The organism is Burkholderia metallica (genome assembly GCF_001718555.1).
Classification (GTDB): Bacteria; Pseudomonadota; Gammaproteobacteria; order Burkholderiales; family Burkholderiaceae; genus Burkholderia; species Burkholderia metallica.
In genome coordinates, this window is record NZ_CP013401.1 from 847,514 (window position 1) to 871,265 (window position 23,752).

General features: G+C 69.3%; 18 protein-coding genes. 9 read left to right on the forward strand and 9 right to left on the reverse strand.

The window, feature by feature from the left end; translation table 11 throughout:
• Positions 1-11 precede the first annotated feature (11 nt).
• On the reverse strand, positions 12-1,226 hold the full coding sequence (locus tag WJ16_RS03800) for an MFS transporter (protein ID WP_069255908.1): 1,215 nt from the start codon (positions 1,224-1,226) through the stop codon (positions 12-14).
• 336 nt (positions 1,227-1,562) lie between these two features.
• Between WJ16_RS03800 and xdhA the strand changes: the two genes are divergently transcribed.
• The 4 genes from xdhA (at position 1,563) to WJ16_RS03820 (ending at position 6,616) form a co-directional block, all read left to right on the forward strand.
• On the forward strand, positions 1,563-3,134 hold the full coding sequence (xdhA, locus tag WJ16_RS03805; RefSeq protein WP_069255909.1) for a xanthine dehydrogenase small subunit: 1,572 nt from the start codon (positions 1,563-1,565) through the stop codon (positions 3,132-3,134).
• 18 nt (positions 3,135-3,152) lie between these two features.
• The gene (gene xdhB, locus WJ16_RS03810; protein WP_069255910.1) at positions 3,153-5,507 is read left to right on the forward strand and encodes a xanthine dehydrogenase molybdopterin binding subunit; all 2,355 of its coding nucleotides are present in this window, start codon (positions 3,153-3,155) and stop codon (positions 5,505-5,507) included.
• Position 5,508: 1 nt separating this feature from the next.
• A complete protein-coding gene (gene xdhC, locus WJ16_RS03815; protein WP_069255911.1) occupies positions 5,509-6,126 on the forward strand; it encodes a xanthine dehydrogenase accessory protein XdhC in 618 nt (205 codons plus the stop codon).
• An 88-nt stretch (positions 6,127-6,214) separates the two neighbouring features.
• Positions 6,215-6,616, forward strand: coding sequence for a polyketide cyclase (locus tag WJ16_RS03820; protein ID WP_069255912.1), 402 nt, complete (start codon positions 6,215-6,217; stop codon positions 6,614-6,616).
• Between the two features lie 28 nt (positions 6,617-6,644).
• Here WJ16_RS03820 and WJ16_RS03825 read toward each other — a convergent pair whose 3' ends face one another.
• The 3 genes from WJ16_RS03825 to WJ16_RS03835 form a co-directional block, all read right to left on the reverse strand.
• Entirely contained in the window at positions 6,645-7,592 is a 948-nt protein-coding gene (locus tag WJ16_RS03825; RefSeq protein ID WP_069255913.1) for a LysR family transcriptional regulator, read from the reverse strand.
• A gap of 69 nt (positions 7,593-7,661) precedes the next feature.
• On the reverse strand, positions 7,662-8,300 hold the full coding sequence (locus WJ16_RS03830; RefSeq protein ID WP_069255914.1) for a 2-hydroxychromene-2-carboxylate isomerase: 639 nt from the start codon (positions 8,298-8,300) through the stop codon (positions 7,662-7,664).
• Positions 8,301-8,394: 94 nt separating this feature from the next.
• Positions 8,395-9,825: a TAXI family TRAP transporter solute-binding subunit gene (locus WJ16_RS03835; protein WP_069255915.1), complete on the reverse strand. Its 1,431-nt coding sequence runs from the start codon at positions 9,823-9,825 to the stop codon at positions 8,395-8,397.
• A gap of 439 nt (positions 9,826-10,264) precedes the next feature.
• Between WJ16_RS03835 and WJ16_RS03840 the strand changes: the two genes are divergently transcribed.
• The 3 genes from WJ16_RS03840 to WJ16_RS03850 all read left to right on the forward strand — a co-directional run bounded on the left by WJ16_RS03840 (position 10,265) and on the right by WJ16_RS03850 (position 15,306).
• The gene (locus WJ16_RS03840) at positions 10,265-10,630 is read left to right on the forward strand and encodes a BON domain-containing protein (RefSeq protein ID WP_069255916.1); all 366 of its coding nucleotides are present in this window, start codon (positions 10,265-10,267) and stop codon (positions 10,628-10,630) included.
• Between the two features lie 136 nt (positions 10,631-10,766).
• Positions 10,767-12,857, forward strand: coding sequence for a D-(-)-3-hydroxybutyrate oligomer hydrolase (locus tag WJ16_RS03845; RefSeq protein ID WP_069255917.1), 2,091 nt, complete (start codon positions 10,767-10,769; stop codon positions 12,855-12,857).
• Positions 12,858-13,470: 613 nt separating this feature from the next.
• On the forward strand, positions 13,471-15,306 hold the full coding sequence (locus WJ16_RS03850) for a S10 family peptidase (RefSeq protein ID WP_069255918.1): 1,836 nt from the start codon (positions 13,471-13,473) through the stop codon (positions 15,304-15,306).
• Between the two features lie 331 nt (positions 15,307-15,637).
• Here WJ16_RS03850 and WJ16_RS03855 read toward each other — a convergent pair whose 3' ends face one another.
• The 5 genes from WJ16_RS03855 to WJ16_RS03875 form a co-directional block, all read right to left on the reverse strand.
• Entirely contained in the window at positions 15,638-16,426 is a 789-nt protein-coding gene (locus WJ16_RS03855; RefSeq protein ID WP_069257949.1) for a sulfite exporter TauE/SafE family protein, read from the reverse strand.
• 324 nt (positions 16,427-16,750) lie between these two features.
• Positions 16,751-18,190: a DHA2 family efflux MFS transporter permease subunit gene (locus WJ16_RS03860; RefSeq protein ID WP_069255919.1), complete on the reverse strand. Its 1,440-nt coding sequence runs from the start codon at positions 18,188-18,190 to the stop codon at positions 16,751-16,753.
• Between the two features lie 140 nt (positions 18,191-18,330).
• On the reverse strand, positions 18,331-19,062 hold the full coding sequence (locus WJ16_RS03865) for a DsbA family oxidoreductase (RefSeq protein WP_069255920.1): 732 nt from the start codon (positions 19,060-19,062) through the stop codon (positions 18,331-18,333).
• Positions 19,063-19,300: 238 nt separating this feature from the next.
• A complete protein-coding gene (locus WJ16_RS03870; protein ID WP_069255921.1) occupies positions 19,301-20,095 on the reverse strand; it encodes a helix-turn-helix transcriptional regulator in 795 nt (264 codons plus the stop codon).
• Positions 20,092-21,054 (reverse strand): ornithine cyclodeaminase family protein, encoded by a 963-nt coding sequence (locus WJ16_RS03875; protein WP_069255922.1) that lies wholly within the window; start codon positions 21,052-21,054, stop codon positions 20,092-20,094. The genes WJ16_RS03870 and WJ16_RS03875 overlap by 4 nt, the downstream gene beginning before the upstream one ends.
• A 380-nt stretch (positions 21,055-21,434) precedes the next feature.
• Here WJ16_RS03875 and WJ16_RS03880 point away from each other — a divergent pair, with 380 nt between their 5' ends.
• Entirely contained in the window at positions 21,435-22,214 is a 780-nt protein-coding gene (locus WJ16_RS03880; RefSeq protein ID WP_069255923.1) for an ABC transporter substrate-binding protein, read from the forward strand.
• Positions 22,215-22,281: 67 nt separating this feature from the next.
• Positions 22,282-23,526 carry an NAD(P)/FAD-dependent oxidoreductase gene (locus WJ16_RS03885; protein ID WP_069255924.1) on the forward strand — a complete coding sequence of 415 codons (1,245 nt, stop codon included), beginning with the start codon at positions 22,282-22,284 and terminating at the stop codon, positions 23,524-23,526.
• The last annotated feature ends 226 nt before the right edge of the window (positions 23,527-23,752 follow it).

Genomic DNA, 23,752 nt, shown 5'->3' on the forward strand with positions numbered 1-23,752 from the left:
GGGCCGCGCGATCAGGCCGCCGCGCCGCTTTCCGCCACTCGCGCCTGGCGCTGGTACAGCACCATCGACAGCGCGACGCCCGCCGCGGCCGCCACCGCCGCGAACAGGAACACCTGCGGATAGCCGAACGCGCCCGCGACATAGCCGGCGAGCGGGCCCGTGATGCCGAGCGACAGGTCGAGGAACACCGAGTACGCGGACAGCGCCGCACCGCGGCTCGCGGGCGGCACGAGCGCGACCGCCTCGACGCCGAGCGCCGGGAAGATCAGCGCGAAGCCGAAGCCCGTCAGCGCGGCGCCGACGAGCGCGACGTGCGGCACGGGCGCGAGCCACAGCAGCACGAGGCCCGAGCATTCGAACGCGAACGACACGATCGCGACGCGGAAGCCGCCGTAGGTCTTGATCGTGTTCGCGAACAGCAGGCGCGCGCCGATGAACAGCGTGCCGAACACGGTCAGCGACAGCGCGGCGTTCGGCCAGTGCCGCGCCGCGTAGTACAGCGTGACGAAGGTCGCGATCGAGCCGAAGCCGGCCGAGCCGAGCGCGAGGCCGAGGCCGTGGGGCAGCACGCGCGTGAACACGCTCGCGTACGACATCCGTTCGCCGTGCACGAGCGGCACCGGATCGATCAGGCGCGCGAGGTAGAAGCCGAGCGCGGCCAGCGCGATGACGATCACGCCGATCAGCGCCGGATTCAGCGTATGCGCGATCGCGACGCCGACCGGTGCGCCCAGCGCGAGCGCGCCGTAGGTCGCGATGCCGTTCCACGAGATCACCTTCGCGTTGTGCGTGACGCCGACCCGGCCGATACCCCACAGGATCGCGCCGGTGCCGCACAGGCTTTCGCCGACGCCGAGCACGAGCCGGCTCGCGACCAGCAGCACGAGGCTCGCGACCGGCCAGTGCGCGAGCAGCAGCGCGACGAGCAGCAGCACGCCCGACACACCGCAGCCGATCAGCCCGCGCAGCACCGTCTGCTTCGGGCCGAGCGTATCGGCGAAGCGCCCGGCGAGCGGCCGCGATGCGAGCGTCGCGAAATACTGGACGCTGATCGCGCCGCCCGCGACGATCGCGGAAAAGCCGAGGTCGTCATGGACGAAGCCCGGCAGCACCGCGAGCGGCAGGCCGATGGTCAGGTAGCAGATGAACGTGAAGCAGACGACGGACACGATTTGCAGCGTGACCGCGAACCCGCTGCGCGGCGGTGTGGCGGAGTCGGTTGACATGGGGTCGGAACGAATGAGCGAAACGCACGAAAGACGGGGAAAAGGGAATCGGGATTTTCCCATGGAACCGGTTTTGGCGCAGGTACCATTTAGTTAATCGCGACCTGTTCTGGAGGCCGACGGACGGTGGCGGCGGCGCGGGGACAGGGCCGGGAGCCCCGTCAGGCAGGCCGCCGGGCCGCCGCGGCGCTCATATCGCGTCAGTTATATGGGCCCCATGCGTGATGGGCTATGGGTTGCGAAATTTGATGGTGATAGCGTGCAAACTGTCAGAAAAACGTCGGTCGAGCGCACTGCGCGGGCCGCCTTGCCCCCCATTTGAAGAATCATCGAGACATGAGTGAGCCGATCCGCTTCTACCATCGTCACGCGATCCGCGAAGTCAGCGGCGCGGACGTTACCCGCACCGTGCTGCAGTATCTGCGCGAAGACGCGCATTGCACCGGCACCAAGGAAGGCTGCGCGGAAGGCGACTGCGGCGCGTGCACGGTCGTCGTCGGCGAACTGACCGACGCCGGCGCGGTCGAGTTCAAGGCCGTCAACGCATGCATCCAGTTCCTGCCGACGCTCGACGGCAAGGCGCTGCTGACGGTCGAGGACCTGCGCCAGCCGGACGGCACGCTGCATCCGGTGCAGCAGGCGATGGTCGACTGCCACGGGTCGCAATGCGGGTTCTGCACGCCCGGCTTCGTGATGTCGATGTGGGCGCTGTACGAGAAGCACGGCCACGAAGGTTGCGGCACGGCGTGCGCGAAGGCGAAGGACGTGCCGACGCGCACCGAGATCGCCGATGCGCTGACCGGCAACCTGTGCCGCTGCACCGGCTATCGCCCGATCGTCGATGCGGCCGTGCAGATGTTTGACGCGGCCGGCGAAGGTGGGCCGGCTCCGTCGGCACCGGTCGACACGGCCGCGCTGGCCCGCACGCTCGCGTCGCTCAAGCGCGACGATACGTTCGACTACACGACGCTCAACGGCGCGCGCTTCGCGGCGCCGCGCACGCTCGACGCGCTGGCCGCGCTGAAGGCCGAGCGGCCCGACGCGCGCATCCTGGCCGGCAGCACCGACATCGGCCTGTGGGTCACCAAGCAGATGCGCCGGCTCGACGACCTGATCTACGTCGGCCAGATCGCCGAACTGCGGCGCGTCGCGGAACGCGGCGACTGGATCGAGATCGGCGCGGGCGTGACGGTCGAGAAGGCCTACGCGGCGCTCGCCGGCACGTATCCGGAGCTGACCGAGATGTGGAAGCGCTTCGCGTCGCTGCCGATCCGCAACGCGGGCACGATCGGCGGCAACGTCGCGAACGGCTCGCCGATCGGCGATTCGATGCCGGGCCTGATCGCGCTCGGCGCGCGCGTGGTGCTGCGCGGCGGCGACACGGTGCGCGAGCTGCCGCTCGAGGCGCTGTACACGGGTTACCAGCAGAAGGACATGGCGCCGCACGAATTCGTCGTCGGCCTGAGGGTGCCGACCCGCACCGGCGCGCGCGAGAAGCTGCAGTTTCGCACGTACAAGCTGTCGAAGCGGTTCGACTCCGACATCTCGGCCGTGTGCGCGGCGTTCGCGTTCATCGCGGACGGCGACACGATCCGCGAACCGCGCGTCGCGTTCGGCGGGATGGCCGCGACGCCGAAGCGCGCGGCCCAAACGGAAGCCGTGCTCGACGGCGCGCAGTGGCACGAAGCCACCGCGCAGGCCGCGATGCAGGCGCTGGAGCGCGACTACCAGCCGCTGTCCGACATGCGCGCGACGAGCGCATACCGCCTCGATACCGCGAAGAACCTGATGTACCGATTCTGGCTGGAGACGCGTGCGCACGACCCGCTGCCGCCGCAAGCCCTGAATGTGCGTGAAGTGGCCGCCGAAGCCGGCACCGACGCCGGCACCGACGCGGCGCGCGTCTGAAGACGGAGAACACCGAACATGAACCAGCAAGCAGAACCGTTCCTGAGCACCCTCGACCCGCAAGCCGACGCCGCGCAGGTCCACGTCTCGCGCGCGCACGAATCCGCCCACCTGCACGTGAGCGGGCGCGCGACCTACACCGACGACATCCCGGTCGTCGCGGGCACGCTGCACGCGGCGCTCGGCCTGTCGGCGAAAGCGCACGCAAGAATCGTGTCGATGAACTTCGACGCGGTGCGCGCGACGCCGGGCGTGGTCGCCGTGTTCACGGCCGACGACATCCCGGGCGTCAACGACTGCGGCCCGATCATCCACGACGACCCGGTGCTCGCGAAGGGCGTCGTGCAGTTCGTCGGCCAGCCGATGTTCATCGTCGTCGCGACGTCGCACGAAACCGCGCGGCTCGCCGCGCGCCGCGCGCAGGTCGACTACGAGGAGCTGCCCGCGATCCTCACCGCGCAGGAAGCGCGGGCGGCCGAAACCTACGTGATCCCGCCGCTGAAGCTCGCGCGCGGCGACGCGGCCGCGCGGCTCGCCGTCGCGCCGCACCGCGAGTCCGGCGAAATGCTGCTCGGCGGGCAGGAGCAGTTCTATCTCGAAGGCCAGATCGCGTACGCGGTGCCGAAGGACGACGACGGCATGCACGTGTACTGCTCGACGCAGCACCCGAGCGAGATGCAGCACCTCGTCGCGCACGTGCTCGGCGTCGCGTCGCACAACGTGCTGGTCGAATGCCGCCGGATGGGCGGCGGCTTCGGCGGCAAGGAATCGCAGTCGGGCCTGTTCGCGTGCTGCGCGGCGCTCGCCGCATGGAAGCTGCTGTGCCCGGTGAAGCTGCGTCCGGACCGCGACGACGACATGATGATCACCGGCAAGCGGCACGACTTCCATTACCGCTTCGACGTCGGCTACGACGACGATGGCCGCATCGACGGCGTCGCGCTCGACATGACGTCGCGCTGCGGCTTCTCGGCCGACCTGTCGGGCCCGGTGATGACGCGCGCGGTGTGCCACTTCGACAACGCGTACTGGCTGGGCGACGTCGCGATCGCCGGCTACTGCGGCAAGACCAACACGCAGTCGAACACCGCGTTCCGCGGCTTCGGCGGCCCGCAGGGCGCGTTCGCGATCGAGTACATCCTCGACGACATCGCGCGTTCGCTCGGCCGCGATCCGCTCGACGTGCGCTACGCGAACCTGTACGGCAAGACCGAGCGCAACGTGACGCCGTACGGGCAGACCGTCGAGGACAACGTGCTGCCCGAGCTGCTCGGCGAACTCGAGGCGACGAGCGACTACCGCGCGCGGCGCGCGGGCGTGCGCGAATTCAACGCGCGCAACACGGTGCTGAAGAAGGGCATCGCGCTCACGCCGGTGAAGTTCGGCATCGCGTTCAACGTCACGCACTTCAACCAGGCCGGCGCGCTGGTGCATATCTATACCGACGGCTCGGTGCTCGTGAACCACGGCGGCACGGAGATGGGGCAGGGGCTCAACACGAAGGTCGCGCAGGTCGTCGCGCACGAGCTCGGCATCCGCTTCGGCCGGATCCGCGTGACGGCGACCGACACGAGCAAGGTCGCGAACACGTCCGCGACGGCGGCCTCGACGGGCTCGGACCTGAACGGCAAGGCCGCGCAGGATGCGGCGCGTCAGTTGCGCGAGCGGCTCGCGGTGTTCGCCGCGAAGCAGTTCGGCGACGGCAAGGTCGATGCGGCCGACGTGAAGTTCGGCAACGACTTCGTGTGGGTCGGCGGCGCGAGCGTGCCGTTCGGCGAAGTGATCGCTAAGGCGTACCTCGCGCGCGTGCAGCTGTGGTCCGACGGTTTCTACGCGACGCCGAAGCTGTACTGGGACCAGTCGAAGCTGCAGGGCCGGCCGTTCTACTACTACTCGTACGGCGCGGCCGTGTCGGAAGTCGTGATCGACACGCTGACGGGCGAGATGCGCACGCTGCGTGTGGATGCGCTGCACGACGTGGGCGCGTCGCTGAACCCGGCGCTCGACGTCGGCCAGGTCGAAGGCGCGTTCATCCAGGGGATGGGCTGGCTCACGACAGAAGAGCTGTGGTGGAACAAGGGCGGCAAGCTGATGACGCATGCGCCGTCCACGTACAAGATCCCGACGGTGAACGACACGCCGCCCGAGTTCAACGTGAAGCTGTTCAAGAACCGCAACGTCGAGGACAGCATCCACCGTTCGAAGGCCGTCGGCGAGCCGCCGCTGCTGCTGCCGTTCTCGGTGTTCTTCGCGGTGCGCGACGCAGTGGCCGCGGTCGGCGACTACCGCGTGAACCCGCCGCTCGATGCGCCGGCGACCGGCGAATCGATCCTGCGCGCGGTCAACGCGGTGCGCGCGGCGAAGGCAGGCTGACATGCACGGCCCCGCCCGCCCGCTTCGCACCGCGCAGCGCCCGGCTTTCGAGCCGGGTACCGGCCAGCGCAACCGCGCGACCGGCACGCCGGCGCCGATGCACATCGTGCTGTTCGGCGCCGGGCACGTGGGGCACGCGCTCGTCACGCTGCTCGGCGCGCTGCCGTGCGTCGTGCAGTGGGTCGACACGCGCGACGAGCTGTTCCCGGACGAATGTCCGCCGAACGTGCAGCCGGAGCCGACCGACACGCCGGAGGCGGTCGTCGACGCGGCGCCGCCCGGCGCGTACTTCCTCGTGATGACGCACAACCACGCGCTCGACTTCTCGCTCGCCGCGCAGATCATGCGGCGGCGCGACTACGCGTACTTCGGGATGATCGGCTCGCGCACCAAGCGCGTGAAGTTCGAGCGCCGGCTCGCCGCGCGCGGCGTCGATCCGGCGCGGCTCGTGGAGATGGTGTGCCCGATCGGCGTTGCGGGCATCGTCGACAAGGCGCCGGGCGCGATCGCGGTGGCCGTGTGCGCGGAGCTGCTGCAGGCGCGCTCGGGCATGCCGGTGGCCGATGCGAAGGCGGCCGCGTCGGGGCGTGCGCGCGACGACGTGTCCTGTGCGCGGTAGCGCGGCGCGCTCAGCGCAGCGCCGCGCGTTTTTGCATACACTGCACGGCGACGCGCGGCATCGGGCCGCGCCTTACCGTGCCCGCACCATGTCCGATCACCCGATCTATCTCGACACGCTCGACGCGAGCCTCGTCGCCATCGAGCGCTGGCTGTCCGGCGTCGATACCGCGCCCGACGCGCTCGACACGCTGATGGCCGCGTTTTCCGCCGCATTCACGATGATCCTGACCGACGGCCGCGTGGTCGATCACGCCGGCATGCGCGCGCTGTTCGCGACGCTCGGCGGCGCCAAGCCGGGGCTGCGCATCACGCTGTCGGACATCCGCGTGCTCGCGGCCGACACGTCGCATGCGGTGATCACCTATCTCGAAGCGCAGCACGCGAGCGCGGGCGAACTGCCCGCGCGTCGCGCGACCGCCGTGTTCGAGCGCGACGCGGCAGGCGTCGTGCGCTGGGCCCATCTACAGGAAACCTTCTGCACGGCCTGAGCGGCCGCGCGCCGTTTTGCGTCGCGTATCAGCGTTTGCGCGCGCGGGCGACCGTCAGCTCGTCGGACACGCTCTGCATCAGCGCGCATAGCCACGCGATGTCGGTCGGGCGGTCGGGCTGCGGATGCGTGAGCAGGTAGCTCTTGATGCGCGGGAACGGCACCGGCGGCGCGACGACGACGAGCGGCAGCAGTTGCGCGTAGTGCGTCGCGAAGCGGCGCGTCGTCGTGAAGATCAGGTCCGACTGCAGCAACACCTGCGGCACGATCCCGAAGTACGGCAGCGTCGTCACGATGCGCCGCGTGAGGCGTGCGCGTGCAAGGCCGATCTCGATCGCGTTGCGCTTGTCGCCGGTGTACGGCGTCGGGGCGACGTGCGCGGCCGACGCATACGCTTCACGCGTGAGCGGCGCGTGCGCGAGCGGATGCGCGTCGCGCATCAGGCACACGATCGTGTCGGAGAACAGGTCCTGGCGCGCGAACTGCGGGTCGGGCTTCGGCCAGTTGCCGATCACGAGATCGAGCGCGCCCGATTCGAGCGCGCCCGCGTGATCGAGCGCGGGATTCAGCGAATCGATTTCCAGATGCGCATGCGGCGCCGCGTCGCGAAAGCGCTCGATCAGCGTCGGCATGAAGAAATCGTTCAGGTAGTCGGGCGCCGCGACGCGGAACGTGCGCCGCGCGGACGACGGATCGAAGTCGCCGTGCGGCGTCGCGATGAAGTCGACCTCGCGCAGCGCGCGCGACGCGGCCCCGAGCAGCGACGCGCCGTATTCGGTCGGCACCATCCCGGATTTGCCGCGCACGAGGATCGGGTCGTTCAGCGTCTCGCGCAGCTTGCGCAGCGCGGTGCTGATCGCGGGCTGCGTCTGGTTCAGCCGCAGCGCGGCCTGCGTGACGCTGCGCTCGAGCAGCAGCGTGCGCAGCACGCGCACGAGCCAGATGTCGAGCGAGGCGGTACGGTCGTCGTCTTCCATCGTTGAAGGGTGATTCACGCGAAGCGTAACCTTACCGCAGCCGCGCGTTCGCGTGCGTGATACCGGCCATCACGCCCGGCCCTTCGGCAGCGTGCTGATCCGCTTGACCTCGTGCGATTCGAGCCAGTTCGGCGTGCGCGCGCAGTACAGCACCATCGGCAGCGCGTCCTCGCCCCAGAACAGCTGCCGGTTCATCCAGAAGGTCGGCACGCCGAACACGCCGAGCGCGATCGCGTCGGCATTGTTGCGGGCCAGTTGCGCGGCGGTTTCCTCGAATTCGATCAGCTCGTCGCCGTGGCCGACGCCGACGCGTTCGCACAGCGCCGCGAAGCCTTCCGGCGTCGACGGGTCGTTGCCGTCGCGCCAGATGAAGCGGAATATCTCCAGCACCGTCGCGATATCGGCGCGCAGCGCGATCGCGAGGCGCAGCACCTTGTCGGAATCGAACGGGTGCGCGGGCGGCATCTTGAAACGGATGCCGAGCTGCTCGGCGCGGAACAGCGCGTGGCGGTACGTGAACACGCGCTTGGCCGGCACGTCGGCGCTGGAGCGCTGGCCCCAGTGACGCTGGAGGTCGGGCAGCGATACGGCGACCGGTTCGAACGGCACGTCCGGCCATTTGTCGTGCTGTTCGAGGAGCAGATAGGAGAACGGCGACATGAAGTCGAAGAACCAGGCGGGCTGGGCGGTATCGAGGCCGGTTGTCATGTCGATCTCCAGTGGGTGGGGCGTGCGGCGTCTGGCGGCGGCCTCCATGTTACGCGGCGCCGCGCGCATGCGGCAATGATCGCGGATCGTCCGCCTACGCGGAACCGGGAGTCGCCCGAGGGGGATCGCCGGACGGCGGCGGCTCGGCTCCGGTGTGCGGCGGGTGCGCGCCGGTGCCCGGCGCGTCGTGGTCGTGCGCGGTGAGCCGTTCGCGCACGAAGCCGATGTGCTCGCGCAGCACGTAGAACTGTCCGGCATAGGCGAGCGGCATCTTCATCCGGTTCACCGCTTCCTCGATGTCGTCGAGCTCGTCGAGCAACTGCACACGCTCCTCGGCCGTGTGCTCGCCGAGCGCGCGGCGCTCGAGCGCGATCAGCGCGCCGTACCAGCGGTAGATGCGCGAGCGCACGCGCCAGCCGTACAGCGACGGCACGAGCCGCAGCCCCGGGATCAGCACGACGATCAGCGGCACGACCACCACCAGCAGCCGGTCGACGAGGCTCGCGACCCAGAACGGCAGCCGTCGGTACAGGAAGGTCTTGCCCGACTTGTAGTAGCGCGCGGCGTCGTCGGACAGCGGGAAGCCGCGCGTGACGGCCGACGGGAATTCGCCCGCGTGCTGCAGGATCGTCGCGTGGCCGTGCACCTCGCGGGCGGCCTCGATCAGCAGGTCGGACAGCGCGGGGTGCAGCGAGTCGCGCGCGACCAGCTCGATGGTTGGTGCAACCGTGTGGATGTCGGCGGGCGGCAGGTTGCGGCCGAGATCGTAGACGCCCATCGGCAGCGTGATCGCGGTCAGGTACGGAAAGCGCCGCGCGTACGCTTCGGCCTGCGTGAACGAGTACACGTGCACGCCCGGCGCGCGGAACAGCTTCGCCATCACCGGGATCTGCGTCGAGTCGCCGGACAGGAACGCCGCGTCGATCTTGCCGTCGAGCAGCGCCGTGGCCGCATCCTCGCCGGCGGTCGGCAGCAGCTCGGTCGAGCCGCCCGGCACGATGCCGTTCATCTTCAGCAGCGCGAGGCTCAGTTCGCGCGCGCCGCTGCCTTCCGCGCCGAGCGCGAGCCGCTTGCCCTTGAAGTCGGACAGCCGCGCGACGACCGGGCCGCGGTACATGATCGCGAGCGGCACGTAGCCGATGCTGCCGAGCGACACGAGATGCTCGTCGCGCTCCTTCGGGCCGATGCCGCTCTGCACGAAGCCGACGTCGACCGGCGCGTTCGGGTTCGACAGCCGCGCGAGATTCTGCGCGGACCCTTCGGACGACTGGACGTCGAGCGTGACGCCGTTCTTCGCGAGGATCGTCTTGTACTTCTGCGCGGCGTTCCAGTACGTGCTGCCGGGCGGCCCGGACGAGATCACGAGCGTGGACGGCGGCGCCGGCTGGATCAGCTTGACCGCGAGCCAGACGGCCGCGCCGGCGAGCAGCACGGTGGGGCCGATCGACAGCGCGAGGTCGCGCCACGACACCGCGACGAAGCGGGTGAGGATGCGGCGGGGCGGGCGAGGGCGGGCTGGCTTCATGGGGACGGCGGATGACGCTGGCGTGTCGTATCGGTGACGGTCGGGCGGTTGTCACGGACGATGCGGATTCTCGCGGCGATGGTACCCGGTTTCGCCGGGTGTGCGGGAGTCGGGCGGCCCCGCGCGGCGCGCCGGCGACAGCGGCGGGCGCCGCCGCGTCAAAAACTTTGCGCTTCCGCTGTCGCTGGATTACATTGTGCGACGCAGCCGCGCCCGATTCGCGCGCGACCCGGCACGCAATGAGACCGGGCGCGTCCGGCCGGCGGCTGCCCGGCCCGGCCGGCCCGCTTTTCGCGTGCGCCGGCCGCCGGCCCGTGTCGCCTCTCTCGTATCGCCGTGGAAAACACCGGCTGTCCCGCCCGTTCGCGCGCGGGCCGGCTGCTTTTGGGGGTATCCGGCCGTACTGTGCACGGCCGTTCCGGAGTGATAAGGAGATAGCATGAAGTCGATCGTGTTGAGAGCGTTGGGCGTCGCCGCCGTGGCGGCCTGTCTGTCGGGCAGCGTGTATGCGCAGTCGAGCGATGCGGCGGCAACGGAAGCGCCGGCGGCCGCGACCAGCGCGCCGAAGGCCGCTGCGAAAACCGCGAAGAAGGCGAACCGCAAGCTGGGTTACACGGTGCGCAAGGCCATTTCGAAGGAATCGGGCGTGAACGTGTCGAACCTCGTCGTGCGCTCGAAGGGCGGCGCGATCACGCTGGAAGGCACGATGCCGGCCCAGGACCAGATCGACAAGGCGGAAGAAGCGGCCAAGGGCGTGAAGGGCGTGACGTCGGTCACGAACAAGCTGACGGTTCAGCAGCAGTGATGCCGGGCGGCGGCGCGCGAGCGCCGCACGTGCCCGTTTTCAGGCGGGCCCCGGCATGCCGGGGCCCGTTTGCGCTTGAGAGGCCGCAAGCCGCACGAAGCGGCGGCGGACCGACAACGATATCGAGAGGGCGGTGATGACGAGGCTCGGGTGGGGCAGGCGGATGGTAGGGGGCGCGGCGCTGGCCGCGGTCGCGATGCTCGGCGCCTGCAACGGCGACGATTCGGCCGAGCGCAACCGGTTGCCCGGCTTCGTGTCCGGCAGCGTGCGCACGACGGCCTACGACGGCACGAGCGACGACCTGCTGACGGCCGGCCTCGGCAAGACGGGCCTCGGCTCGGCTGTCGCCCCCGGCTTCGCGAATGCCGCCCGGCCGACGGCTGTCGAGCTGCGCCGTCTCGCGATCTGGTCGAACTACCGCGCGCTCGTCGACATGAGCGCGAACGGCGGCTACGGCCGCTTCTGGGGGCCGAACGTCGACCTCGACGGCAACGACACGCTCGGCGAAGGCAAGATCCCCGGCACCGAATACCTCGCGTACGCCGACGACGGCAGCGGCAGCAAGAACGTCACGCTGCTCGTGCAGGTGCCCGCCAGCTTCGATCCCGCGCAGCCGTGCATCGTCACCGCGACGTCGTCCGGCTCGCGCGGCGTGTACGGCGCGATTTCCGCGGCCGGCGAATGGGCGCTCAAGCGCGGCTGCGCGGTCGCCTACAACGACAAGGGCGGCGGCAACGGCGCGCACGAGCTGATGTCGGATACCGTCACGCTGATCGACGGCACGCTCGCCAACGCGGTGCTGGCCGGCACCGCGAGCCTGTTTACCGCGAACGTCACCAGCGGCGATCTCGCGGCTTTCAATGCCCGCTTCCCGAACCGCTATGCGTTCAAGCACGCGCATTCGCAGCAGAATCCCGAGCAGGACTGGGGGCGCGTGACGCTGCAGTCGGTCGAGTTCGCGTACTGGGCGCTCAACGAGCAGTTCGGACCGCTGATCGACGGCTCGCAGCACGGGGTGCGCTATCGCGCCGGCGACATCACGACGATCGCCGCGTCGGTCAGCAACGGCGGCGGCGCGTCGCTCGCGGCGGCCGAGCAGGACAACCGCGGCTGGATCACCGCGGTCGTGGTCGGCGAGCCGCAGATCAACGTGCGGATGGCGCCGAACGCGGTCGTGCGCACGGGCGGCCAGCCGGTACCGTCGTTCGGCCGGCCGCTGGCCGACTACGCGACGCTCGCGAACCTGCTGCAGCCGTGCGCGGCCGCGTCGGCCTCGCTCGCCGGCGCGCCGTACCTGAGCGCGCTGCCGGCGGCGACCACGCAGTCGATCCGCACGCAGCGCTGCGCGACGCTCGCCGCGGCCGGGCTCGTGTCGGGCGCCGATACGCAAAGCCAGGCCGCCGACGCGCTCGCGCAACTCCATGCGGCCGGCTATCTCGCCGATTCCGACCTGCTCCAGGCACCGATGTGGGATTCGCAGGCGATTCCGGCGATCGCGGTCACCTATGCGAACGCCTACACGCGCTCGCGCGTCACCGACAACCTGTGCAACTTCAGCTTCGCGACGACGAACCCGGCGACGGGCGCCGTCGCCGCGCCCGCCACGTCGCCGATGCCGGCCGTGTTCGGCGTCGGCAACGGCGTGCCGCCGACGGCCGGCATCGACCTCGTGTTCAACAACGGCGCCGGTGTCGACCACCGGCTCGCGACGCCCGACGCGAGCTTCGCGGGTGCGCTGTGCCTGCGCCAGCTGTGGACGAACGGGATGCTCGGGATGCCCGCGAACGTCGACGCGGTGCGCGTGAACGCGAACCTGCAGGGCAAGCCGGCGATCATCGTGCAGGGCCGCAGCGACGCGCTCGTGCCGGTGAACCACGCATCGCGCGCGTACGTCGCGCAGAACGGCATCAGCGAAGGCGGGCGCAGCCGGCTCGTGTTCTACGAGGTGACGAACGGCCAGCACTTCGACGCGTTCCTGCCGGTGGCGGGCTTCGACACGCGCTTCGTGCCGGTCCACTACTACAACCTGCAGGCGCTGAACCTGATGTGGAAGCACCTGAAGAACGGCGCGCCGCTGCCGCCGTCGCAGGTGATCCGCACGGTGCCGCGCGGCGGCACGCCGGGCGCCGCGCCCGCGCTGACGAGCGCGAACCTGCCGCCGATCTCTGCCGCGCCGGGCGCGAACGCGATCACCGTCGGCGCCGGCGCGATCGACGTGCCGCTCTGACGGCGCCCCGCCGCGCCGCCGTCACGAAGCCGGACCGCCGTCCGGCTTTTTCTTTTTGCGGGCGTGGAATCGGTCCCGTACCGCCTTTTATCCGAATGGCGAGCGCCGTAACAAATTATTACTTTACGGCGGTAAATAGGGAACCTAATATGCGCCGGTATTTTCACTTAATTTAATAAATTACAGATACGAGATATTCCTTTCCGTTTAGTTAATCGATCCTTTCGATTTTATTAAATCGGCTCGAACTGCGATTGATCGCTGCGTTGCGATTAATCGGCATTTCGCCGAGGGGGATTGTTCGTTTGTTCGAAACGAGACGCCTTGCTGGGCGCGCCTCGCAGGGCATGCTTTTGCCGTCGATTTTGTGCATGTGCAAATTCGCAGATCGAATCGTTACTGCTGCGGATTATTGAATTGTCGTTTGCAATGGAATGGATTCCATTGTGCGGTTGCGGAAATGCAGGTGGGGGTAAATCATGCCGGTCGGTATTCGCCGAACCGGTAAAAAACTCGGAGTGCGTCGCATAACGAATGCATTCCCGGTGCGGAGCGCCGGCGCAAATGATCCTTTGCGACCGGCGGTATTTATCGTTCTGTTCGAGAGGCAATAATGACGACACGGAAGTCCTTGAAAGACGGTTTCGCGCTATTCGGAACGACACTGAGCGTACCGCTCGCCGCGGCAGCGGCCGCGGCGCTGCTCGTCACGGGGTGCGGCGGCGACGACGGGCCGAGCCCGGCCGCTTCGGCCGCCGCCGCCGCCGCGACGTCCAGCGGCAGCACGTCGGCCAACACCACCGCAACGGCCGCCGCCGCGGCCGATCAGCCGTACGTCGACACCGACGTGTACGGCACCGGGCCGAACGACGCGGTCACGGATGCGACGGAAGGCGCGGCCATCGTGCACCGCCAGGTCACGATCGGCGGCAAGACGATCAAGTACACGGCCACCACCGGCCACCTGACGACGATCGATCCGGTCACGTCGGCGCCGAACGCGAAGATGTTCTACGTCGCGTACACGCAGGACAATCCGGACCCGTCGAAGCCGCGCCCGGTCACGTTCTTCTACAACGGCGGCCCCGGCTCGTCGTCGGTCTACCTGCTGCTCGGCTCGTACGGGCCGAAGCGCCTGCAGTCGTCGTTCCCGAACTTCACGCCGCCCGCGCCGTACAAGCTGCTCGACAACCCGGACAGCCTGCTCGACCGCACCGACCTCGTGTTCATCAACCCGGTCGGCACCGGTTACTCGGCGGCGATCGCCCCGGCGAAGAACAAGGATTTCTGGGGCACCGACCAGGACGCGCGCTCGATCGACCGCTTCATCCAGCGCTACCTGACCAAGTACTCGCGCTGGAATTCGCCGAAGTTCCTGTACGGCGAGTCGTACGGCACCGCGCGCAGCGCGGTCGTATCGTGGGTGCTGCATGAGGACGGCATCGACCTGAACGGGATCACGCTGCAGTCGTCGATCCTCGACTACGCGAACGCGCTGTCCGCGCCGGGCACGTTCCCGACGCTCGCGGCCGATGCGTTCTACTGGAAGAAGACGACGCTCAACCCGACGCCGACCGATCTCGACGCGTACATGATCCAGGCGCGCAACTACGCGGACAACACGCTCGCGCCGCTCGCGCAGAAGCCGAACCCGCAGGACGGCGGCTTCGAGAACGTGCGGCTGAACCTGAACCTGCAGACCGCGCAGCAGATGGGCTCGTACATCGGCACGGACCCGACGTCGCTGATCCAGACGTTCGGCAACCCGGCCGCGCTCGGCAACGTGCCGTCGTCGGACGACAATCCGCCGTACACGTTCTTCCTGACGCTCGTGCCGGGCACGCAGATCGGCCAGTACGACGGGCGCGCGAACTTCACGGGCAAGGGCATCGCGCCGTACATCCTGCCGAACTCGGGCAGCAACGATCCGTCGATCACGAACGTCGGCGGCGCGTACACGGTGCTGTGGAACAGCTACATCAACACCGACCTCAAGTACACGTCGACGTCGTCGTTCGTGGACCTGAACGACCAGGTCTTCAACAACTGGGACTTCAGTCACATCGACCCGACCGGCGCGAACAAGGGTGGCGGCAATACGCTGTACACGGCCGGCGACCTCGCGTCGACGATGAGCGTGAACCCGGACCTGAAGGTGCTGTCGGCGAACGGCTATTTCGACGCCGTCACGCCGTTCCACCAGACGGAGCTGACGCTCGCGCAGATGCCGCTCGACCCGACGCTCAAGGCGCAGAACCTGACGATCAAGAACTACCCGTCGGGCCACATGATCTACCTGAACGACGCGTCGCGGACCGCGCTGAAGGGCGATCTCGCCAACTTCTACGACGGCATCCTCGCGAACCGCACCGCACTGCAGCGCGTGCTGAAGCTGCAGGCGCGCACGCAGCAGCTCAAGCAGCAGAAGCTGCAGCAGCAGGGGCAGTAAGTGACGCGGGCGGCGTGCGCCGCCCGACGTGATGCCGGACTGCCGGGTGACGTGCTGCGGTTCGTTTCGTAGCGCGGGCCCATCGCAGTGCCGTCGTTCCCCAAGGTGCCCCGTCGGTCACGGACTGACGGGGCATCGTTTTGTTGGGGGGCGGGCGTGTCGCCGCGGAGACCTCACGAGACGGTGTTGCGCATCCTCAGAACGGGGATGAACGGCTTTCTATCGAGGATTCGCCAGACAAAATCCTCATGAAGCGGCGGCCGGGTGACGTGGCGGCGTGATTCGCCGGGAAGAGGGAAGATGCCGACGCGCGGCGTGGCCGCCGCCGCGCTTACGCGAGCACGAGCCGCACGCCGACCGCGACGAGCGTCGCGGCGAGCAGGTTGCGCAGCAGCCGCTCGGGCGCGCGCGCCGACAGCAGGCTGCCGAGCACGATACCGGGCAGCGAGCCGAGCAGCAGCGACAGCAGCATCGACCAGTCGACCGAGCCGAGCAGCCAGTGACCCATGCCTGCGACGAGCGTGAGCGGCACCGCGTGCGCGATGTCGGAGCCGACGATGCGGGTCGTCGCGAGCGCCGGGTACAGCAGCAGGAGCACCGTCACGCCGATGGCGCCGGCGCCGACCGACGTCATCGACACGAGCACGCCGAGCACGGCGCCCGTCAGCATCGTCGACCACAGCGTGCGCGCGGGGTTCGGCGCGAGCGGGTTGCGCGCGGCGAACGCGGTCAGCTGCGGCCGGAAAATCAGCGCGAGCGACGTGAGCAGCAGCGCGATGCCCAGCACGAGCTGGATCATCCGCGCGGTGCCCGGCGTATTCATCCCGTGCGTATGCAGCCACCACAGCGTGACGGCCGCGGCCGGCACGCTGCCCGCCGCGAGCCGGCCCGTGATGCGCCAGTCGATCGAGCCCTTCAGCCCGTGCACGAGCGTGCCGGTGGCCTTGGTCGCGGCCGCGTACAGCAGGTCGGTGCCGACCGCCGTCGCAGGGTGGACGCCGAACAGCAGCACGAGGATCGGCGTCATCAACGAACCGCCGCCGACCCCCGTCAGGCCGACGAGAATGCCGACGAACAGGCCGGACAACGAGTACAGCAGATCGATATGGGGAAGCGACATCGGAAGCAGGCGGTTATGCGGCGTTCGGCGGCGGCGGCGGCGCGCGGCCGCTGCGCGCGCGTCAAAGTCCGCCATTGTCGCAAATGTGGCGGGTTGATGTACGACTGCGTTAAAAATCGGGTGGAAAAGCCCGTGCGGCGGGCTGCTGGGCGGCGGTCGGACAGGCGTTCGGGCGGAGCGGGGGGCTTGGTGGCCGGTCCTTGCCGCGACGACGGGCCCGGGGCCGGCCCGGCGAATCGGGCGCGCATGCCGGGTCCGGCACGCGAAAAAGGGCGCGACGATGTGCGCGCCCCCCGGATCGGTGGCGTCGCCGGCCGCTGCTCGTCAGTGCATCGCGGGGCCGGCGCCGTCGACGGCTTGCTGCCGGCGGATGCGCAGCGCGAGCCCGATCAGCGCCGCGAGCGCGGCGAACGCCGCGCCGAACGCGAAGGCCGCGTGGTAGCCGCCGTTCAGCGCGTCGAGCGGCGCGGCGTTCGCTGCCGCGAGCGCATCGGTGCGGGCGCCCGCGAGGCTCGCGAGCACGGCGAGCCCGAGCGCGCCGCCCATCATGAACGCGGTGTTAACGATCCCCGATGCGAGCCCCGAATCGGCCGGATCGACGTCGCTCATCGCGGCGAGCAGCATCGGGTTGAACGCGACGCCCGCGCCGATGCCGAGCAGCGTCATGCCGGGCAGCACGTGCCACACGAACCCGCCGTCCACCGGCGCGCGCGAGAACAGCGCGAGGCCGCAGGCCGCGATCAGCAGGCCGGCCGCGATCGGGCCGCGGATTCCGAAGCGCATCACGATCCGCGCCGACAGCCCGAGCGAGAACGCGGCCATGATCAGGTTCGCCGGCAGGAACGCGAGACCGACCTGCAGCGGCCCGTAGCCGAGCACGCGCTGCATGTACAACGCGGACAGGAAGAACCACGCGAACATCGCGGCCGCCCACAGCACGGCGATCACGTTTGCGAGCGCGACGTTGCGCGCGGCGAACAGCGACAGCGGCATCAGCGGATGCGCGGCGCGCGATTCGATCGCGACGAACAGCGCGAGCAGCACGACGGCCGCGCCGATCAGCGCGACGGTCTGCGTCGACAGCCAGCCGGCCTCGTTGCCGCCGACGATCCCGTACACGGCCAGCATCAGCGATGCCGTCACGGTGATCGCGCCCGCGACGTCGAGCCGCGCGGTGCCGGCCGGCGCGCGCAGGCGCGGCAGCAGCGCGGCGCTCATCGCATAGACGGCGACCCCGATCGGCAGGTTGACGAGGAAGATCCAGTGCCACGACAGCGCGTTCGTCAACAGGCCGCCGAGCAGCACGCCGATGCTGCCGCCGCCCGCGCACACGAAGCCGTACACGCCCATTGCGCGCGCGCGTTCGCCGGGCTCGGTGAAGAGGTTCATGATCAGCGACAGCGCGACGGCCGATACCACCGCGCCGCCGATCCCCTGCACGGCGCGCGCGGCGATCAGCATCGTCTGCGAGTGCGCGAGGCCGCATGCGAGCGATGCGAGCGTGAAGACGACGAGGCCCGCGAGGAACATGCGCCGCTGGCCGTACAGGTCGCCGAGCCGGCCGCCGAGCAGCAGGCAGCCGCCGAACGTCAGCAGATACGCGTTCACGACCCACACGAGGGCCGTCTCGGTGAAATGGAGATCGGTGCTGATCGACGGCAGCGCAACGTTCACGATCGTGCTGTCGAGCACGATCATCAGCACGCCGAGGCAGAGGACGATCAACGCGTACCAGCGCTTCTCGCCGTGGATACCGTGGGTCATGGGCGCTCAGCCTTCTTTCTGACAGTTATTTGAAAGGAGGCATTGTAGACGTCATCGGCGCGTGCTTCCTGCCGGTTTGTGGCAGCAGCGAAGCGTAGTCGCGCGGCAGGAGGGCAAGCGCGCGACGAATGCGGCGGACGTTACGCGCGCGCCGGCAGTTCGCAGCCGTCGGGGCCGCACGCGTCCGCGTCGCCGCCGTCGAGTTCGACGATGCCGTCGCGCCACGCCTGGTCGAGCGCCTGCGCGAACGCGTCGGCCGGTTGCGCGCCCGACACCGCATAGCGGCCGCCGAACACGAACAGCGGCACGCCGCGTCCGCCGATCTGCGCGGCGCGCGCGGCGTCGGCTTCGACGTCGTCGCGGTACGCGTCGCTGCGCAGCACGGCTTCGACGGCCGACTGCTCGAGCCCGGCTTCGACCGCGAATTCGGTCAGCTCGGCGTGATCGAACAGCGAGCCGTGCTCGCAGAAATACGCGCGGTACAGCCGCTCGGTCAGCGCGTGCGCGCGGCCCGTCGCTTCCGCGAGCTTCACGAGCCGGTGGCCGTCGAGCGTGTCGCCGACGAGCGTGCCGGGCAGGTCGTAGCGCAGCCCGACGCTCGCGGCCGCATCGGTCACCTGGCGCAGCATCTGGTCGACCTGCGCGGGCGACATCCGGTACTTGCCGGCCAGCATCGCCTCGACCGGCTCGACGGGCTGGCCCGGCATCAGCCGGTACGCGCGCAGCGCGACGTCGACACGCTCCGCATGCGCGAACGCGGCGAGCGCCTCGTCGAAACGGCGCTTGCCGATCCAGCACCACGGGCAGATCAGGTCGGACCAGATCTCGACGGTCAGGGTCGGGCGGGCAGTCGGGGCGGGAGCGGTCGTCATGGGCGATTCCGGGCAGCAAAAAAATGTAACCGGGACTATATCATTTTGTGCTTCGGTGCTTCGGTGCTTCGGTGCTTCGGTGCTTCGGTGCTTCGGCGTGGTCGGGCGGTCATGCGGCTACGCGAAACGGGCGCGGGGCGTTTCCCGAAGCATAGACACGGAAGCGGCGTCCCGATAGCGGCTGCCGATCCCGGCCTGCGTCGAGCGCTGGCTACCGAACCACGGCGACGCGTTTCGTCTACGCGTCGCCCTGCGTTTCCTTCAGGTGCTTGAGGTGCTTGTAGACCGTCGCGCGCCCCATCCCGAGCACGTTCGCGACGTAGTTCGCCGCGCTCTTGCCACGGAACGCGCCTTCCGCGTAGAGCGCTTCGACGAGCTCGCGCCGATGCTCGCGCGTGAGCCCGTTCAGCCCGACCTGCCGCTCGCGCAGCCAGCCGTGCAGGAACGTGTTGATGCGCTCCTGCCAGTCGTCGCGGAACAGCTCGTCCGGCTGCGCGACGACGCCCGCGCCCTTGATGAACAGGTCGAGCGTCGCGCGCACCTCGTCGAACACCGCGATGTTGAAGTTGATGCACATCATCCCGGCCGGGCGGCCTTCGTCGTCGAACAGCACGTTGCTCACGCAGCGCATCCGCCGGCCGTCCCAGTTCAGCTTCTCGTACGGGCCGATCACGCGCTCGCGCGCGGAATGATCGATTTCCTCGAGCGCGGAATCGTCGCCGACCTCGCGCTTCGACAGGTTGTTCGCGAGATACAGCACGGTCTGGTCGTGCAGGTCGTGGATCACGACTTCCGCGTACGGGAAGAACAGCGCGGCGATACCGTCGGCGATCGGCGCATAGCGGGTGAGCAGCAGGTCTTTGACGGGGGATTTCTTCTTGCGCATCGGTGTCGCCATCTCGGGTGGACGGGGGCCGGGCGGCGCATCGGGCAGACGTGGCGGCGCGCCGTTGGCCGGCATGCCCGTGCGCCCGCGCGCGGCCGCGGCGGCGGTTGCGCCATTGTATCGGCCCCGCGTGCGCGTGCCGCTCATGCGCGCGTGAGATGCGTGTACAGCGCGTGCGCGATCGCGATGTCCTCGAGCCCGAGGCCGATCGAGCGGAAGAACGCATGACGTGCGTACGACGGCGCCGGACAGGCGCCGGCGACGAGCGCGGGCAGGTCGCCGACGATTCGCGCGGGGTCCCAGCCGTGCTCGGCCGCCGCGATCTGCATCTCGCCGGCGCTCGCGGGCGTCGTGTGCCGGTAGTCGCAGTACACGTCCATGTCGGGCAGCCACGCGGGCGGGATCTCGTGCGCGCGCGCGACGTTCGTGCTGATCGACGTGACGAGCGCGGGGCGCGTGAGCATTCCGTCGCCGAGCACCGGCGTGCCCGCCGACGTGCACAGCATCACGACGTCCGCGTCGCGCACGCAGGCTTCGACGCTCGCGGCGGCGCGGGCGCGCGGATCGCGTTGCGCGAGCGTCGCCTGCTGTGCGGTGTCGCCGGCCAGCGCGGGCGAGTACACGCGGATCGTCTCCCAGTCGCGCAATCCCGCCGTGTGCCGCAGGTGCGCGAGGCCGACCGCGCCCGCGCCGACGATCGCGAGATGGCGCGCGCCGCGCGGCGCGAGGCAGTCGACCGCGAGCGCGGTCGTGCCGGCCGTGCGCTCGACGGTCAGCAGGCCTGCGTCGCACCACATCAGCGGCTGGCCCGTGCGCATCGACATCAGCGCGGTCCAGGCGGTCACGATGGGCTTGCCGCCCGTCACGACATAAGGCGACAGCTTCGCGCCGAACACCTGCGCGTCGGCGAGCGCGCCGAGATACGTGATGAAGTCGCCGGCCTGGTCGGGAAACAGCGTGAGCGTTTGCGGCGGCTGCACCGCGCGCGCCGCGGCGAGCGACGCGAACATGCGGCGCAGCGTGCCGAGCACGTCGAGCGACGGCAGCGCGGCGCGCACCGCGGCTTCGTCGACGGTCAGCGGCAGATTCGGGGCGGTTTGCGTCATGGGGACATCTCCGGTCGGGGCCGGACAGGTCCGTCTCATTCGACGCTGTCCGGCGGTGTTCGTGATGGACGAAAAGTCTAATATAGACAAACGAAATCTGGATAATTTTTCTTTTTGAGACTTCGAGTTGTCGATGGATCACGGAAAAACGTAGAAGAATCAACGGAATTCCGCGCGACTGGCGACGTTCCGACGTCGCTCCTCGGGGCGCGATTCGCGTATCCCCTATAGTCCATAGTAGACTTTGAGTCTATATTTCGCGTGCAGGACACGATGCGTCGCCGCGTGCGGGCCGCCGCTTTTCGAATGTCGATCCGGCGCCTGGCCGGCGCCGTCGTGTACCGATCTTCATCGCCTCAATCCGGAACGGAAGGACCGTCATGAACTGGAAGCTCTCCCTTTGCGCCGTTGCGGCGCTTGCCTGCGCGGCCGTCACGGCCCATGCGGAACAGACCACGTTGCGCTTCGGGATCGAAGCCGCCTATCCGCCGTTCGAGAGCAAGACGCCGGCCGGCCAGCTGCAGGGTTTCGACGTCGACATCGGCAATGCGGTGTGCGCGAAGCTGAACATGAAATGCGTATGGGTCGAGAATGCGTTCGACGGCCTGATCCCGGCGCTGCAGGCGCGCAAGTTCGACGCGATCAACTCGGCGATGAACATCACCGCGAAGCGCCGGCAGAGCATCGACTTCACGCCGGCGATCTACGTGGTGCCGATCGTGATGATCGCGAAGCGCGGCTCGCCGCTGCGGCCCGACGTCGCGAGCCTGCGCGGCAAGCACGTCGGCGTGCTGCAGGGCTCGTCGCAGGAGGATTTCCTGAAGGCGCACTGGGCCGACGCGGGCGTGGCCGTCGTGTCGTACCAGGATCAGGACCAGATCTACGCCGATCTCGTCGCGGGTCGCCTCGACGCGGCCGTGCAGGAAGCGCAGACCGCGCAGGACGGTTTCCTCGACAAGCCGGCCGGCCGCGATTACCAGATCGTCGGCGAGCCGCTGAAGGATCCGGCGACCCTCGGCGAAGGCACGGGCTTCGGGATGCGCAAGGGCGACAAGGCGCTGCAGGCGAAGATCGTCGGCGCGCTCGACGCGCTGAAGAAGGACGGCACGCTCAGCGCGCTGTCGCAGAAGTATTTCAAGCGCGACATCGTCGCGAAGTAACCACCGCCGCGCGCCGGCCGTCGCGCCGGCGCGTGTCGCATCGACTTTCGACGCAGTACGGGGAACCATGGATTTCGACGTCATCGTTCTGGGGGCCGGCATCGTCGGCGTGTCGTCGGCGCTGCATCTCCAGGATCGCGGGCTGCGTGTCGCGCTCGTCGACCGGCGCGCGCCGGGCGAGGAAACGAGCCACGGCAATGCGGGGCTGATCGAGCGCTCGTCGGTCGTGCCGTATGCGTTTCCGCGCCGGCTCGGCACGCTGCTGCGCTATGCACGCAACCGCTCGGTCGATCTGTACTGGGACTACCGGGCGCTGCCCGCGTATGCGGGCTGGCTCGCGCGCTTCTGGCGCGAATCGTCGCCGCAGCGGCTCGCCGCCGCCGTGCGCGACCTGCTGCCGCTCGTCGCGGCGAGCGTGGTCGAGCACGATGCGCTGCTCGCGCGTACCGATGCGCAGCCGCTCGTGCACGACGGCGGGTGGATCGAGGCATTCCGTTCGCCCGCGCTGTTCGATGCGGAGGCGCGCGCGCAGCAGCGCGTGGCCGACGCGCACGGGCTGCGGATGACGGTGCTCGATGCCCGTGCGTTGCGCGCACGCGAACCCGGTATCGGCGACGCGTTCTGCGGCGCATTCCACTGGCAGGACCCGAAGACCGTGTCGAGCCCCGGCGGGCTGACCAAGGCGTATGCACGGCTGTTCGAGCGCGACGGCGGCACGTTCGTACTCGGCGATGCACGGACACTCGTGCAGGTGGACGACGGCTGGCGGGTCGGCACCGAACACGGGCCGATCTCGGCGCGCTCGGCCGTGGTCGCGCTCGGGCCGTGGTCCGATCACGTGTTTGAGCCGCTCGGCTACCGGATTCCGCTGCGGGCGAAGCGCGGCTACCACATGCATTACCGGCCGACGCGTACGCCGCTGAACGTGCCGGTGTGCGATACCGAGGAAGGTTTCGTCGTCGCGCCGATGGAGGGCGGCCGCCTGCGGCTCACGACCGGCGTCGAGATCGCGCCGCGCGGCGCACCGCCGACCGGCGTGCAGCTCGCACGGGCGGAGCCGCTCGCGCGCGACGCGTTCGGCATCGGCGAGCGGCTCGATCCCGAACCGTGGCTCGGCATGCGGCCGTGCACGCCCGACATGCGCCCGGTGATCGGGCCCGCGCCGCGCCATCGCCATCTCTGGTTCGCATTCGGGCATTGCCACCACGGGCTCACGCTCGGCCCCGCGACCGGGCGCCTGCTCGCGGAAATGATGACGGGCGCGCCGACCTATATCGATCCCCATCCGTACCGGCCCGCACGCTTCGGCTGATCCGGCGGCGCGCGCGGCCCCGCATGCGGGCCGGCTGCGACGCGGTCTTTACAATGTTTCAGTTTGCTATCCGAATTAACGGAAATCACGCAATCGGAAATGATCTGCGTAATCGGCAAGAAAGATAATCGCCAAATAACGAAAATTAGAAAATCGGCGATTTATCAATGCATTTTCATATTGCTGAAATGCGTAATGGGCAGCCGGCCCGGTCGGTGTGGCGCAT

Bases quoted from the DNA above. Each gene is read 5' to 3' on its own strand.
- WJ16_RS03830 (WP_069255914.1), bottom strand. From the start codon at position 8,300: ATGACAACCGGCCTCGATACCGCCCAGCCCGCCTGGTTCTTCGACTTC.
- WJ16_RS03845 (WP_069255917.1), top strand. From the start codon at position 10,767: ATGACGAGGCTCGGGTGGGGCAGGCGGATGGTAGGGGGCGCGGCGCTG.
- xdhB (WP_069255910.1), top strand. From the start codon at position 3,153: ATGAACCAGCAAGCAGAACCGTTCCTGAGCACCCTCGACCCGCAAGCC.
- WJ16_RS03840 (WP_069255916.1), top strand. From the start codon at position 10,265: ATGAAGTCGATCGTGTTGAGAGCGTTGGGCGTCGCCGCCGTGGCGGCC.
- WJ16_RS03885 (WP_069255924.1), top strand. From the start codon at position 22,282: ATGGATTTCGACGTCATCGTTCTGGGGGCCGGCATCGTCGGCGTGTCG.
- xdhC (WP_069255911.1), top strand. From the start codon at position 5,509: ATGCACGGCCCCGCCCGCCCGCTTCGCACCGCGCAGCGCCCGGCTTTC.
- WJ16_RS03820 (WP_069255912.1), top strand. From the start codon at position 6,215: ATGTCCGATCACCCGATCTATCTCGACACGCTCGACGCGAGCCTCGTC.
- WJ16_RS03835 (WP_069255915.1), bottom strand. From the start codon at position 9,825: ATGAAGCCAGCCCGCCCTCGCCCGCCCCGCCGCATCCTCACCCGCTTC.
- xdhA (WP_069255909.1), top strand. From the start codon at position 1,563: ATGAGTGAGCCGATCCGCTTCTACCATCGTCACGCGATCCGCGAAGTC.
- WJ16_RS03800 (WP_069255908.1), bottom strand. From the start codon at position 1,226: ATGTCAACCGACTCCGCCACACCGCCGCGCAGCGGGTTCGCGGTCACG.
- WJ16_RS03865 (WP_069255920.1), bottom strand. From the start codon at position 19,062: ATGACGACCGCTCCCGCCCCGACTGCCCGCCCGACCCTGACCGTCGAG.
- WJ16_RS03825 (WP_069255913.1), bottom strand. From the start codon at position 7,592: ATGGAAGACGACGACCGTACCGCCTCGCTCGACATCTGGCTCGTGCGC.
- WJ16_RS03880 (WP_069255923.1), top strand. From the start codon at position 21,435: ATGAACTGGAAGCTCTCCCTTTGCGCCGTTGCGGCGCTTGCCTGCGCG.
- WJ16_RS03850 (WP_069255918.1), top strand. From the start codon at position 13,471: ATGACGACACGGAAGTCCTTGAAAGACGGTTTCGCGCTATTCGGAACG.
- WJ16_RS03855 (WP_069257949.1), bottom strand. From the start codon at position 16,426: ATGTCGCTTCCCCATATCGATCTGCTGTACTCGTTGTCCGGCCTGTTC.
- WJ16_RS03875 (WP_069255922.1), bottom strand. From the start codon at position 21,054: ATGACGCAAACCGCCCCGAATCTGCCGCTGACCGTCGACGAAGCCGCG.
- WJ16_RS03860 (WP_069255919.1), bottom strand. From the start codon at position 18,190: ATGACCCACGGTATCCACGGCGAGAAGCGCTGGTACGCGTTGATCGTC.
- WJ16_RS03870 (WP_069255921.1), bottom strand. From the start codon at position 20,095: ATGAGCGGCACGCGCACGCGGGGCCGATACAATGGCGCAACCGCCGCC.